Annotated in this window: 9 protein-coding genes; 4 read left to right on the top strand and 5 right to left on the bottom strand. The window is 71.8% G+C overall.

What is annotated here, in order from left to right; all coding sequences use genetic code 11:
• The first annotated feature begins 12 nt into the window (after nt 1-12).
• On the top strand, nt 13-1,014 hold the full coding sequence (meaB, locus tag P3T39_RS11820) for a methylmalonyl Co-A mutase-associated GTPase MeaB (protein WP_280697438.1): 1,002 nt from the start codon (nt 13-15) through the stop codon (nt 1,012-1,014).
• Nucleotides 1,015-1,089: 75 nt separating this feature from the next.
• On the opposite strand, the gene P3T39_RS11815 is transcribed toward meaB, so the two are convergent.
• The 5 genes from P3T39_RS11815 to P3T39_RS11795 form a co-directional block, all read right to left on the bottom strand.
• A complete protein-coding gene (locus tag P3T39_RS11815) occupies nt 1,090-2,232 on the bottom strand; it encodes a toll/interleukin-1 receptor domain-containing protein (RefSeq protein WP_280697437.1) in 1,143 nt (380 codons plus the stop codon).
• A 143-nt stretch (nt 2,233-2,375) separates the two neighbouring features.
• Entirely contained in the window at nt 2,376-3,695 is a 1,320-nt protein-coding gene (locus P3T39_RS11810) for a M1 family metallopeptidase (protein ID WP_280697512.1), read from the bottom strand.
• Between the two features lie 121 nt (nt 3,696-3,816).
• Nucleotides 3,817-7,692, bottom strand: a complete 3,876-nt coding sequence (locus P3T39_RS11805; protein WP_280697511.1) for a Pls/PosA family non-ribosomal peptide synthetase — start codon at nt 7,690-7,692, stop codon at nt 3,817-3,819.
• A gap of 239 nt (nt 7,693-7,931) precedes the next feature.
• Nucleotides 7,932-8,078, bottom strand: a complete 147-nt coding sequence (locus P3T39_RS11800) for a hypothetical protein (RefSeq protein WP_280697436.1) — start codon at nt 8,076-8,078, stop codon at nt 7,932-7,934.
• A 952-nt stretch (nt 8,079-9,030) separates the two neighbouring features.
• Entirely contained in the window at nt 9,031-9,750 is a 720-nt protein-coding gene (locus P3T39_RS11795) for a hypothetical protein (RefSeq protein WP_280697435.1), read from the bottom strand.
• Between the two features lie 226 nt (nt 9,751-9,976).
• Here P3T39_RS11795 and P3T39_RS11790 point away from each other — a divergent pair, with 226 nt between their 5' ends.
• From P3T39_RS11790 to P3T39_RS11780, 3 genes are all read left to right on the top strand, one after another.
• Complete coding sequence (locus tag P3T39_RS11790) at nt 9,977-10,729, top strand: class F sortase (protein WP_280697434.1); 753 nt, start codon at nt 9,977-9,979, stop codon at nt 10,727-10,729.
• Nucleotides 10,730-10,930: 201 nt separating this feature from the next.
• Nucleotides 10,931-11,824 (top strand): polysaccharide lyase, encoded by an 894-nt coding sequence (locus P3T39_RS11785; RefSeq protein WP_280697433.1) that lies wholly within the window; start codon nt 10,931-10,933, stop codon nt 11,822-11,824.
• Between the two features lie 335 nt (nt 11,825-12,159).
• Entirely contained in the window at nt 12,160-13,290 is a 1,131-nt protein-coding gene (locus P3T39_RS11780; protein ID WP_280697432.1) for an AI-2E family transporter, read from the top strand.
• Nucleotides 13,291-13,292: the final 2 nt, after the last annotated feature.

The following is a 13,292-nucleotide window of genomic DNA, read 5'->3' as shown; positions in this document are numbered from 1 at the left end:
GCCGCTGAGCCGATGCCGCCTCGCACGATTGATCCCGACCAGTACCGCCAGGGTGTGCTGGATGGCTCGCGCGCCTGGATCGCGCGGGCCATCACCCTGGTGGAGTCCACCCGGCCCGATCACCGGGCGCTCGCCCAGCGGCTGCTGGTCGAGCTGCTGCCGCACTCGGGCAAGGCCGTCCGGGTCGGGATCACCGGCGTGCCCGGGGTGGGCAAGTCCACCTTCATCGAGGCCCTGGGCACGATGCTCACCGGGCGCGGCCACCGGGTCGCGGTGCTCGCCGTCGACCCGACCTCCAGCCGCACCGGCGGCTCCATCCTGGGTGACAAGACCCGGATGGAGAGGCTCGCGACCGATCCGGGCGCCTTCGTCCGCCCCTCCCCCACCTCGGGCACCCTCGGCGGAGTCGCCCGGGCCACCCGGGAGAGCATGGTGGTGATGGAGGCGGCCGGGTACGACGTCGTGCTGGTCGAGACGGTCGGCGTCGGGCAGTCGGAGACCACCGTCGCCGACATGGTCGACTCCTTCCTGCTGCTCACCCTGGCCAGGACCGGCGACCAGCTCCAGGGCATCAAGAAGGGCATCCTGGAGCTCGCCGACCTGGTCGCCGTCAACAAGGCCGACGGCCCGCACGAGAGGGACGCGCGCGCCGCCGCACGGGAGTTGGCCGGTGCACTGCGGCTGCTCCAGGCGCCCGACGCGGTCTGGACTCCCCCGGTGCTCACCTGCAGCGGCCGGGACGGCGCCGGCCTGGACGCCCTGTGGGAACGCCTGGAACAGCACCGCAACCTCCTCGACGCCACCGGCGCGTTGGCCGCCAAGCGCCGCGACCAGCAGGTCGACTGGACCTGGTCCATGGTCCACGACCAACTGCTCGCCCAGCTCCACCAGCACCCCGAGGTCCGCCGCCTGACCCCCGACCTCGAACAGCAGGTCCGCAACGGCTCGTTGACCGCCACTCTGGCCGCCGACCGCCTGCTGGCAGCCTTCCGCTCGACGGCCGAATCCGGCTGATCGTTGCTCGTCAAGTCCGACTACTGAAGCTCGACTTGGCGAGCACGCTACGATCGGCCCTGGTGAAGGTGGTAGCTAGTCGTCGTCCAGACCGGGGAGCTTCGGCCGGACCCGGCCGGTGGCACTGACCCGGCGCTGCCACTCCTCCAGCCGCTCCATCCCGTCGGTGATCCGCTGCATCGCGGCGGTCACCTTGGCGACGGGCGGATGCATGACCTTGCTCAGGCCGGCGATCCGGCTCATCGACTCGCCGTAGCGCTTGATGACGTCCACGTTCTGACGGAGCCGCGGGATAATAGTGAGAATAAGCTCGCAGGCGTACTCGACGAAGTCCGTTGCCGGTTCGGTCTGCTCCGCATTCCGCACGATCACCAGCACGCCGGGGTCGAGCTCGATCGCCTCGGACGCGAATACCGAGGCGAGGTCGAATATCTGCTGGGAAGGACCGGAAATAATCTCCGCGTAGCGCCGCAGGACGGCCAGTTTTGCCACCGCGGCACCGGAGGTCAGGTCGAGGTTCCCCGCCTGCGCCTGGTCCGCGATTTCCTCACTGGCGGCGGCCATCTCCTCCATCAACTGGTACATGGACTGGAAGTTCCTGCCCCAGCGCGGAATCGCCAGTTCCAGCCCGGCGACGGTGTCGATGGTGCTCGACTCCGGACCACCGAGGTCGCCGAGGCCGTCCGGCTGCGCGGCGGCGCTCGGCGGCCCGACCTGTGCCGAGATCTCCACCAAGCGGTTGACCAACCGTGCGATGCCCTTGCGGTGCTCGGGCGATTCCTCGGCCTCGAACCGCAGCTGGCGCCAGTCCTCCCGCTGCATCCGCTTGATCAGGGCGACCGCCTCGTCCGCCGGGTTCTCCTCCTCGAGCTCCGGCGTTGCGACGTAGAGGATCGGCAGGACGAGCTCCTGGACACCGAGACTCCGGGCGTTCCCGAAGAAGGTCAGGAGTTCACGCCTGCACTCGCGACTCCGGAAGTACCCGGGCGTGATGATCGGAATGAAGAATGCCGTTCCGTTCAATGCCCGGTTGAGGCGGTCGCGCCAGTCGTCACCCCAGGCGATGTGGGTCTTGTCGATGAATACGTCCAGCTTCCTGCCGGTTGCCATCGTGTACTCCCGCTCGATGAGACCGGCCAGCCGGAGAATGCGCCCGTGGTCGTACTCATTGTCGCGACGTGTGTAACTCAGGAAGAAACCTGACACCTGTTCGGTCACGAGCGCGAGGCTAGCGGTGGAGTTATTAAGATCACAACTCGTCAGTTCCGCCGGGACGGGTGGCCCTGAAATCATCGTTGTGCGGTCCATGCCCGTCTGACGCGCCAAGGCCGGGTGCCCGTCCCCACCGGACCGGTGAGCCGTTACGCGCGGCCCGGCAGCGACGGGAGCGCGGGCTCGGTCAGCCAGGCCGTGAAGAGGGTGTCCAGTGGGCGGTCGGTGTAGCGGGCGGCGTGGGCGGTGAAGTCGGCAGTGGTGACGGTGGAGTGGCGTTGGGCACTCGTCCAGTCGCGAACCAGGCGGAAGAAGACCTCGTCGCCCAGGGCGCAGCGCAGCGCGTGCACGGTGAGCCCGCCGCGCTCGTAGACCCGGTCGTCGAACATCTGGCGTCGGCCCGGGTCCGCGAGTCGCAGGTCCTGCGGCAGTCCGGCGAGTTGGCGGTGTGCGGCGGCGGCGCGGGTCTGCACGGTGGGGCCGCCGGAGCGCTCCGACCAGAGCCACTCGGCGTACTTGGCGAAGCCCTCGTTCAGCCAGATGTGCCGCCAGTCGGCGATGGTGACGCTGTTGCCGAACCACTGGTGGGCCAGTTCGTGCGCGACCAGCCGCTCGGAGCCGCGCGCGCCGTCCAGGTGGTTGGTCCCGAAGGTGGCGAGGCCCTGGGCCTCCACCGGGACGTCCAGTTCCTCGTCGGCGACCACCACTGCGTACTCGCCGAACGGGTAGGGACCGAAGAGATCCTCGAAGAACCGCATGATCTGCGGCTGCCGCCCGAAGTCGGTCTCGAACTGCGCCAGCAGCCGGGCCGGGACGTACCCGGTCTGCCGCACGGTGCCCGGCTGCGGCCCGCCGAGAGCGACCGTCCGGTAGGGGCCGATCGACAGACCGACCAGGTACGTCGGCGTCGGGGCGGGCTGCTCGTACACCCAGGTGGTACTGCTGGCGTGGGTGGTACGGGTCAGCAGGCGGCCGCCGAGCACCACCGTGTACGGGGACGGCGTGGTGAGCGAGATCTGGTAGCTCGCCTTGTCCGAGGGCCGGTCGTTGCACGGGAACCAGGACGGCGCACCGACGGGCTGGCTGGCCACCAGCGCGCCGTCCGTCAGCTCCTCCCAGCCGAGGCCGCCCCAGGGGCTGCGCACCGGCTTCGGGTTGCCGGACCAGTGCACCTCCACGGTGAACGCCGCGCCCGCCGCTGGCGGCTTGGCCGGACGGATCCGCAACCTGCCACCCCGGTGGGTGTAGTGTGCGGCGCGGCCGTCCACCAGCACCCGGCTGATCTTGAACTCGGCGAGGTCCAGGGCGAATTCGCGCAGCTGCGCCGGGCCGGCGATGGCGCCGATCCGGGCGCTGCCGACGAGCCGGTTGGGCGCCGGGCGGTAGTCCAGGGCCAGCTCGTACCGGTGGACCCGGTAGCGGGTGTCGCCGTTGTTCGGGAAGTACGGGTCCGTTGCCGCTGCCTGCATGGGACTCACCGGTTCACTCACTCTCACGGGACTTCTGAATCAGGCCGTAGGCCCTCCGAGCGATCTTTCCGCAGTCCGCAACCGTCCAGTACCCGGGGGCGCGGGATCCGCCGGACGGCCCCTACGCGTGCCAGGACTCGATCGGGTTGCCCAGCCAGCGGGTGTCCGGCGGGACGGTCTCCGCGCGCATCACCAGCGAGGCCGGGCCCAGCGTGGAGCGGGCCCCGATCGTGCTGCCCGGCAGCACGATTCCGCCCGGGCCCAGGGTGGCGCCCTCGCGGAGAACCACAGTATCCAGCCGCATGATCCGGTCGTGGAAGAGGTGTGTCTGCAGGACGCAGCCGCGATTGACGCTCACGCCGTCCCCGAGGGTGACCAGGTCGGCCTCGGGCAGCCAGTAGCTCTCGCACCAGACGCCGCGTCCGATGCTCGCGCCCAGCGCACGCAGCCAGAGGCTGAGCACCGGCGTGCCGGGCACCGCGCCGATCAGCCAGGGCACGGCCAGCACCTCGACGAAGGTGTCCGCCAGTTCGTTGCGCCAGACGAAGCCGCTCCACAGCGGGTGCTCCACCGCCCGGAACCGGCCGACCAGCAGCCACTTGGCGGCGACGGCCACCAGAGCGGCGGCCGCACCGGCGGCCAGCAGCACAAGACCGGACAGCAGTGGTGCGTCGAGGCAGCAGAGCGCGGCGATGGTGAGCACGGCCAGGGTGCTGGAGGCGAGGACGGGCACCAGCCGTCCCAGCTCGACCAGTCCACGGGCCCAGAACAGCCGGGCGGGCGGTTCGTAGGTCAGGCTCAGGTCGGCGGTGTCGGCCGCGCGCGGGAGCTTCATCGGGGGCATGCCCAGGTAGGAGCTGCCGCGCTTGGCCTTCTTCGGGGTGGCCGAGAGCACCCCGACCAGGCCCCGGTCGGGCACCGAGCGGCCCGGCGCCGTCATCCCGGAGTTGCCGAGGAAGGCCCGCCGGCCGACCTCCGCCTTTCCGATCCGCACCCAGCCGCCGCCCAGTTCGTAGGGGGCGATCAGGGTGTCGTCGGCGAGGAAGGCGCCGTCGCCGACCTTGGTCAGGCTGGGCAGGGCGAGCACGGTGGACACCTCGGCGCCGCGTCCGACCGTCATGCCGAGGGCGCGCAGCCACACGGGGGTGATCAGTCCGGCGTAGAGCGGGAAGAGCGTCTCCCTGGCCAGATCCATCAGCTGACTGACTGTCCACGCCTGCCAGCCGATCCGGCCGTGCAGCCGGTGGTAGCCGGTCCGCAGGCCCAGGCTCAGCAGCCGGACGGCGGCCAGCACCAGCAGCGCGTACGCCGCCCCGTAGGCGAGCGTGGCGGGGACGACGGCGAGCAGTGCCCCGCGCAGGGCCGCGCCGAGGCCGTCGCCGGGGTGGACGAACCGACCAGCCAGCAGGAGGGCGGGCAGTGCGGGGAGTACGGGCAGCAGGCCGAGCCAGAAACCGGTGAGCCCGTAGACGGCGGCCCAGCGGGCGGTGCGCGGCGGCCGCTGCTTGGGCCAGCCGTGCTCGGCCTTGCCGAGCTTGACGGCGGGTGCGCCCGCCCAGCGCTGGCCGGTGGGGATCTGTCCGGTGACCCCGGACCCCGGTGCGACCTCGGCGCGCTTGCCTACCCGGGCACCGGGGAAGAGCGTGCTGCGGGTGCCGATCACCGCACCGGAGCCGATCCGGATCGCGCCGATCACCAACCGGTCCCCGTCCAGCCAGTGGCCGGACAGATCGACCTCGTTCTCGATCGCGCAGCCCTTGCCGAGGCGGAGCATGCCGGTGACGGGCGGCAGCGCGTGCAGGTCGACGTCGGGGCCGATCCGGGCGCCGAGCGCACGGGCGTAACGGACCAGCCAGGCGCCGGAGAGCGCGGTGGCACCGCTGACCTCGGCGAGGCGCTCGGCCGTCCACAGCCGCAGGTGCACGCTGCCGCCGCGCGGGTGGCTGCCTGGGGTGAGGCCGCGCAGCAGCAGCCGGGCGCCGCCCGCCGCGATCGCCAGCCGTCCGGGTGCGCTGAAGAGCAGCACGGCACCGGCGGCGATCAGCCACCAGGGGGCGGTGGGCGCCCACGGGTAGTCGCCCAGTGCGCTCAGCAGATTGCCCAGGGCCAGCAGGCCGACCGACCAGCGCAGTCCGATCAGGGTGAACAGCGGGAGCAGCAGGAGCAGTTGGAAGGCCCCGGCCCGTGCCGGGGTCGGGGCGATGCTGCGGACCTGGCCGTCGCCCTGGGCCGAGTGCTCCAGCAGCCGGGCGAGTTTGCGCAGGGTGGGCTGCTGGTAGATGTCCAGGACGGAGACGGCCGGGTAGCGGCTGCGCAGCAGGGTGGTGAGCTGGGCCGCCGCCAGGCTGCCGCCGCCGATGGCGAAGAAGTCGTCCTCGGCGCTGCCGACCGGCGCACCAAGGATCTCGCTCCACTGCTCGGCCAGCCACGCTTCGGTGCCGTAGAGCTGCTCGGCGGGCCCGGCCTGTTCAAGTCCCGGAAGCGGCCACGGCAGGGCTGCGCGGTCCACCTTGCCGGAGGTGCGGGTGGGCAGCTCGTCGACCGGTGCCAGCAACGGCACCAGGGCGGCGGGCAGTTCGGCCCGAAGCCGCTCGACGGCCGCTGTCCTGTCCCAGCCGTCCTGTACGACCAGATAGCCGACGAGCAGCTGGTTGCCGCTGCGCGCGGTGCGCACGGCCGCCGCCGCTCCGGCGACCCGGGGCAGCTCTTGGAGCGCCGCGTCCACCTCGCCGAGTTCGATCCGGCGCCCGCCGAGCTTGATCTGCTCGTCGCCCCGGCCCAGGAAGAGCAGGCCCTCGGGCTCGGCGCGGACCAGGTCGCCGCTGCGGTAGGCGCGCTGCCAGCCGAGGGAGTCCAGCGGGGCGTACTTCTCGGCGTCCTTGTCCGGGTCCAGGTAGCGGGCCAGTCCCACTCCGCCGATCACCAGCTGGCCGCTGCCGCCCATCGGCACCGGCTGCCCGGCCTCGTCGATCACGGCCAACTCCCAGCCGTCCAGCGGGAGTCCGATCCGTACCGGTCCCTCCCCGGTCAGCTGGGAGGCACAGGCGACCACGGTCGCCTCGGTGGGGCCGTAGGTGTTCCAGGCCTCACGGCCCTCGGTGACCAGGCGCTCGGCGAGCTCCGGCGGGCAGGCTTCGCCGCCGAAGATCAGCAGCCGGACCTCGTTGAGTGCCTCGGCGGGCCAGAGCGCGGCCAGAGTCGGCACGGTGGAGATCACGGTGATCTCCTGATCGGCCAGCCACGGGCCGAGGTCGGCGCCGCTGCGCACCTGGGCGCGCGGCACCGGAACCAGGCAGGCGCCGTGCCGCCAGGCCAGCCACATCTCCTCGCAGGAGGCGTCGAAGGCCACCGAGAGTCCGGCCATCACCCGGTCTCCGGGCCCGATCGGCTCGTCCCGGAGGAAGAGCGCGGCCTCGGCGTCCACGAAGGCCGCCGCACTGCGGTGGGTCACGGCGACGCCCTTGGGCCTGCCGGTCGAGCCCGAGGTGAAGATGATCCAGGCATCGTGCTCGGGCCCCGGGCGGCCGGCCCGGGCGCCTTCTACCCGGGCGCCGCCGCGCAGGGCGGTGACGCCGCGTCCGGCACCCAGCACGGCGTGCACCCCGGCCTCCCCGAAAACCAACTCGGCGCGCTCGTCCGGGTCTTCGGCGTCCACCGGGACGTATGCCGCCCCGGCGGCCAGCACGGCGAGGATCGAGACGTAGAGGTCGTTGGTCCCCGACGGCACCCGGATGCCGACCCGGTCGCCCAACCCGACACCGGCTGCGGCCAGTTGCCGACGCAGTGCCCGGATCTCGGCCGTCAGGGCGCTGTAGCTGAGCACGGTACGGCCGTCGTCCAGGGCGGGCTCGTGCGGGTGGGCCGCAGCGGTGGCGTCGAGGATGTCCACCAGCGTTCTGGGTGCGGGGGCGCCGCCTCCGGGGAACAGCGCCGTCCCCGGGGGCGCTTCGATCTCACCGGGTGCATCGCCCTCGCGCGACTCCCCGCCGTCCACCATGACAGCCATACGGTCCTCGTCCCAGGGTTCTTCGGCAGCCGGGGCTCTGCGCACCCGTCTGCACCCGTCTTCAGCGGCGTCTCACTCCGATCCAGAGCAGAACAACCGGTCGAGTCTAGTCCCGCCGACAACAGCGTCCGCTGTCCTGACGGCCTTTCACCCTCACTCGTCGGTGGCAACTTTCGTTCCGCCGAATGACACTCCGGACGGCGACCCGGTCCTGCGGCGGGCGGCCGGTCTCACAGGCCGAGGTCCGGGCGGGCCCGCAGAAAGCAGTCGGCGGCCTGGAACGGCGTCGGTCCCCCGACGTTGATCAGGGTATCCAGCTCCTCGATGACGTCGATGCCCAGCCGAAGGCAGCCGACCGGAAACGAGTGAGCGGACACAGCTTCCCCGACACCTGCAACACCCGACCAGTTACCGGCAGTTGAGCCCAGAAAGCAGCCTTGCGGCACTCCGACGGGGCTCGGCCGAGCCGACCGGCCGCTACGCCCGCCGAGCACTGCACCACACCGGCGATCCACCACCCGCTCGCGCCCGGCGCGCCTCCGCCGCCCGGCCAGGCGGCCGGCCTCGCGTCGTGTCGCGTACGGGCGGGCGGGCGGGCGGGCGACGACCGGTCTCCGGCCTGTCGATCACTCGCCCGACTCCCCCGCCGCTCCCGTGCCGCTCCCGTGCCGCTCCCTTGCCACCCCTGCCCCTGCGGCCTCGCGCCGAAAGCCGGGCAGAAGGACCTGAGCGGTGGTCAGCGGCAACGGGCAGGATCCCATTCCGTCCTCCCCCAGGCGGCAGCCGCAGGCCCGAGCCGGTGCGTCCGAGCGCCCTGTCTGACACACCCTCGACCAGCGACCCGCGCCCCCTGCCCGCCCCGGGCGAACCGATCAGTCGCACAGCCGTCGCCCCCCCCCCCGCTCGGGGCTCCCACGGACGAAAGACCGAGCCCACGCTCACCACCTGCACCGCCCTGGGACTCACCCTCTTGCCCAGGAAGAACCATCGATCTGCCCACCGGCTTGGGACACACCGTCCGGTGATGCACCGCCAGGGCGTCCTCCCGGACGTTTCCGCAGGTCGGACCGGCCAGTCGCCGATCTGCCCGGGCCGCCGTCCGCTGCATCCCGGAGTAGGAGACATCGGCGTGTCCTTCCACTGGACAGCCATTTCCGAGCCCTAATGGCGGAGCCTCGGGTGGCGACCCTCTTGCGCCTGACTGACGGTAAGTGAAGCACCACGGCGAGGATTCGAGCTGACGAACTGTCGGCCATCGCAGTGGTACCGGAAGGACTCTCTAATATGCGTTCAACGCGCAAAATCGTTACCGGGGCGGCAATCGCTGCTTCACTCATCCTGACCGCTCCCACCACCGCGTTCGCAGACGATGCCCCCAAGCCCGACGGGAAGGCCAACGCCGCACCCGAGAAGAGCGGCGAGCGGTACGGCGACGAGGGGCGCGAGGGCGACCAGGGCCGTGGCGAGGGCGACCGTGGCCGTGGCGAGGGCGACCAGGGCCGTGGCGGCGAGCGTGGCCGCGAGGGCGACCAGGGCCGTGGCGGCGAGCGTGGCCGCGAGGGCGACCAGGGCCGTGGCGAGGGCGACCGGGGCCGTGGCGACTGCGAAGGCCCGCGCGGCGGCGTCCACGCGGGCGGCGGCTTCCTCGCCCTCTCCGCTGTAGCGGGCGGCAACGACAGCAAGGGAGACAAGGGAGGCGAGGGCAAGGGAGACAAGGGAGGCGAGGGCCGCCACGAGAAGGGCCGCCACGAGGAGGGCCGCGAGCACGAGCACCGGCACCACGAGCGCTGCGAGGACCGGGGCCGCGACCGCGAAGGCCCGCACGGTGGTGTCCACGCAGGTGGGGGCTTCCTCGCCCTCTCCGCCGTAGCGGGCGGCAACGACGAGAGGGGTCGCGAAGGCGACCGTCGCGAGGAGGGTCGTGGCGAGCGTGGCGAGCGTGGGCACGAGGGTGGCCGTGGTGAGCACGGCGAGCGTGGCCACGAGGGTCGCGAGGGTCGCGGGGGCGACCGTGGCGAGGAGCGGGAGCACCCGCGCGGCGGCGTCCACGCGGGCGGCGGCTTCCTCGCACAGTCCCAGTCGGGCCTGATGGGTGGTGGCGCCCTGCTTCTGGGTGGGGCCGGAGTGAGCGCATACGCGCTTCGTCGCCGGTCGGCCAACCGCAACATGGCCTGAGTCCACCGCCGCTAAGTATTCCGGTGCGGCCGTCGCCCTGTGACGGCCGCACCGGCGCCCGCCGGATCGGCGGGCCATTGCCAGGGAAGGGCAATGTCGCATGAAGTCTCACCCCTCATCTGATCCGAACACCGATCAGCCTGCGCAGGGCCGGAAGTTCGGCAGGCGCTGGCTGTCGTACCTGGGCATCGGACTGTTGCTCCTCGGCGTCCTGATGGTCCTCAAGCCGCTGTACGGAGCACCGCGGGCCGCGCCGTTGCCCCCCGCTTCGGCCGCCCGCCCGGCGGCAAGCAGCGCCCCCGCGCGGCCCGCGCCCGCACCTGTTCCCGATCCCAGCTCTCTGCCACCTGCCGCACCCGCACCCGCACCCGCCCAGACCTCACTGGGCTTCTCGCCGCCGACTCGGCTGCAGATTCCCTCGATCGGCGTGGACGCGCCCTTCACCGAGCTGGCTCTGGACAACACGGGTGTGCTCAACGCTCCCCCGCCAGACAACAGGAACCTCGTCGGCTGGTACAAGGGCAGCGCCACGCCGGGAGAGTCCGGCAACTCCGTGGTCGTCGGCCACGTCGACACCACGACCGGTCCTGCGGTGTTCATGCGGCTCAGCTCCCTCGAACGGGGAAGCACAGTCGACATCACCCGCGCGGACGGCGTCACCGCGAAATTCGTCGTCGACTCCGTACAGGCCTTCCCCAAGAACCAGTTCCCCGACCAGGAGGTGTACGGCGACACCCCGGACCCCCAGCTGCGCCTGATCACCTGTGGCGGCCCGTACGACAAGAGCGCCGGCGGGTACACCGAGAACGCCGTGGTCTTCGCCCACCTCGACTCCTGGGGAAACCAGGAGTAGCCGCACGGCGAAGAGCGACAACAGCACTCGGCTCGTCCGAGCCTCACCGTTCCGCATGACACAGGGGCTCCTCACCCACCGTGAGGAGCCCCTGTCGTTTCCACGCGCGGCCGAAACGAGATCGGCCCCGTCGCGGGTCTTGACACGATAGAAACAAGTTAGGAAAGTTTACTAACCAATGCCCTATCGGGAGGGACTCGAATGACGCTCCGCCAGGGACCGATTCCGCACGGCCGTACTGCCGCTGTCGCCTCCACCCTGCTCGCCGTCTCGCTGCTGACCGGCGGTACGGCCACCGCGGCCGGACCGGCCGAGCACTCTGCCGCTGCGAGCCGACCCGCCTGGAACGGACAGTTCACCGGGTTCGGCACCTCCTCCTGGCGCACCGCGTGGGGCCTTGCCTCCAGCGGCTCCTGGGGCAGCTCACAGCTCCGGGCCGTCACCGCCTCCGACGCGCCGGGCGACGGCTCCGCCCTCCAGGTGACGTACGGCGCGGGCTCGTCCGCCGGCTCCTGTACGGACTGCCCGAACCCCGGCGGCGGACAGTTCTACACCGATCTCAAGGCGCTGGGCCTCACCGCCCTGGCCAAGTCCGCCACCCTTGACCTCAAGTACTACGCGAAGTTCCCGTCCGGGCAGGACTGGGGCAAGGCCGGCAAGCTGCCCGGACTGTACGGCGGCACGATCGGCGACGAGTCCGGCGGCAACCACGGGAACGGCTGGTCCACCCGCTATATGTGGCGCGGCGACAGGACCGCACCCGACAACGGCGAGGTCTACCTCTACACCCCCACCAACTCGGGGCCCACCGGCTACGGAGTCGACCTCGGCCTCGGCACCTGGAAGTGGGCGCCGGACGGAAACTGGCACAGCATCGAGCAGTCGGTGAACCGCACGACCGGCGACATCACCGTCCGGTACGACGGGCGGCAGGTATTCGCGGCCCGCAAGGCGGTCCCCGGCATCGGCTCGATTCCGTTCGGCGGGGTGTTCTTCTCCACCTTCTACGGCGGGCACGACACCAGCTGGGGCCCGAAGTCCACCCAGCACGCGTACTTCGCCGACTTCTCGCTCTCCGCGGCCCAGCAGCACTGACCGCTCCGCCCGGCCCGGCCCTGGTGGCGCCCCGGGCGGGCCGGGACCGGTGCGTCGATGGCCGAAGCCCTGCGGAGGTGCACCGGAGTGATCCGCCCGGTCACCGGGCCGGGGCGCGGGCAGCCACCGTGTACCTGAGCGAACGTCACCCGGGTGACTCCCCCGGCTGCGCCGCGCCACGGCGGGCCACGGGTTCCGGGCACAGTGGCCGGTCTACTGTGGTCGCTGTACCCGGGCGAGGAGGCTGCGGATGCCATCGCCGAGCGGGAGGAACGCCGTCCCAAGAGCGTGCGCAGACACTTCACTCAGCCACCGCACACGGAAGGCCCGGCAGGATGAGACGTCAGCCAGCAGCCCGAGGCGGGCGCACGCCGGGCCGGCGGGCGGTCGAACCGAGGGCCGGTGGCCGGTCCGGGCGGGCCGGCGGTCACGTCCCGGCGGGACTGCAGCGTGCGGCCGGTTACGCCTGGCGGCTGCTGATCATCGGCGCCGCGCTCTACGCCGCGCTGGTGCTCCTGGGCCGGCTGGCGCTGCCCGTCGTGGCGGTCTTCGTCGGCCTCGTGGTCACGGCGGTCCTGCGGCCGGTGGCCGACGTGCTGGGCAGGAGGATGCCACGGGCCGTGGCCGTGCTGTTCACCGTGCTGGGGGCGATTCTGCTGGTCGCCGGGCTGTTCGTGCTGATCGGCGAGACCATCGCCGGGGAGTGGACCCGGCTCGGCGACGAGTTCCGCGGCGGACTCGACCGAATCGAGCGCTGGCTCGAAGGGGCCCCGTTCCATATTCAGCCGAGCACCGTTGCCGGGCTCCAGGCCAAGTTCGGTGCGTTCATCTCCGCGCACCGTTCCACATTGATCAGCACGGCGGTGGGTGAGGCCACCCGCCTGATCGAGATCGTCACCGGCGCTGTCCTGGCGCTGTTCTGTTCGGTCTTCTTCATCCACTCGGGCGACACCATGTGGCAGTGGGCGCAGCGGCAACTGCCCGCAGATGCCCGCCGCACCTGGGCCCGCGGCGGGCGGGCCGCGTGGCGCGCCTTCGCCGGGTACACCCGCGGCATCATGATCGTCGCGGCCAGCAACGCAACGCTGGTCGGTATCGCGCTCACCGTGCTCGGAGTGCCGCTGGCCCTGCCCCTGACCGTGCTGGAATTCTTCGCCACCCTCATCCCGCTGGTCGGATCCCCCATCGCCATGGCCGTCGCGGCCGTGGTCGCCCTGGCCGCGAAGGGGCCGGTGACCGCGCTGATCGTGCTGGCGCTGATCATCGTCATCGGCCAGATCGAGGGGCATGTGCTGCATCCGCTCGTCATGAGCTGGGCCGTCAGCATCCACCCGGTCGCCGTCGCGCTCTCGGTGACGGCCGGTGCCCTCCTGGCCGGGGTCGTCGGCGCGGCCGTCGCGGTGCCCCTGGTCTCCGTTCTCTGGGCGGTGGTGAGCGAACTCCGCAGCCCCCAGCCGAAGGTCTGACC

This window comes from Kitasatospora sp. GP82 (assembly GCF_029892105.1).
In the GTDB taxonomy this organism is placed as follows: domain Bacteria; phylum Actinomycetota; class Actinomycetes; order Streptomycetales; family Streptomycetaceae; genus Kitasatospora.
Note: the sequence above shows the minus strand (reverse complement) of the source record. Positions and strands in the feature narration are given on the sequence as shown.

Excerpts from the sequence above, each read along its gene's own strand:
- P3T39_RS11805 (WP_280697511.1), bottom strand. The coding sequence starts at position 7,692 with ATGGTGGACGGCGGGGAGTCGCGCGAGGGCGATGCACCCGGTGAGATC.
- P3T39_RS11785 (WP_280697433.1), top strand. The coding sequence starts at position 10,931 with ATGACGCTCCGCCAGGGACCGATTCCGCACGGCCGTACTGCCGCTGTC.
- P3T39_RS11790 (WP_280697434.1), top strand. The coding sequence starts at position 9,977 with ATGAAGTCTCACCCCTCATCTGATCCGAACACCGATCAGCCTGCGCAG.
- P3T39_RS11810 (WP_280697512.1), bottom strand. The coding sequence starts at position 3,695 with ATGCAGGCAGCGGCAACGGACCCGTACTTCCCGAACAACGGCGACACC.
- meaB (WP_280697438.1), top strand. The coding sequence starts at position 13 with ATGCCGCCTCGCACGATTGATCCCGACCAGTACCGCCAGGGTGTGCTG.
- P3T39_RS11780 (WP_280697432.1), top strand. The coding sequence starts at position 12,160 with ATGAGACGTCAGCCAGCAGCCCGAGGCGGGCGCACGCCGGGCCGGCGG.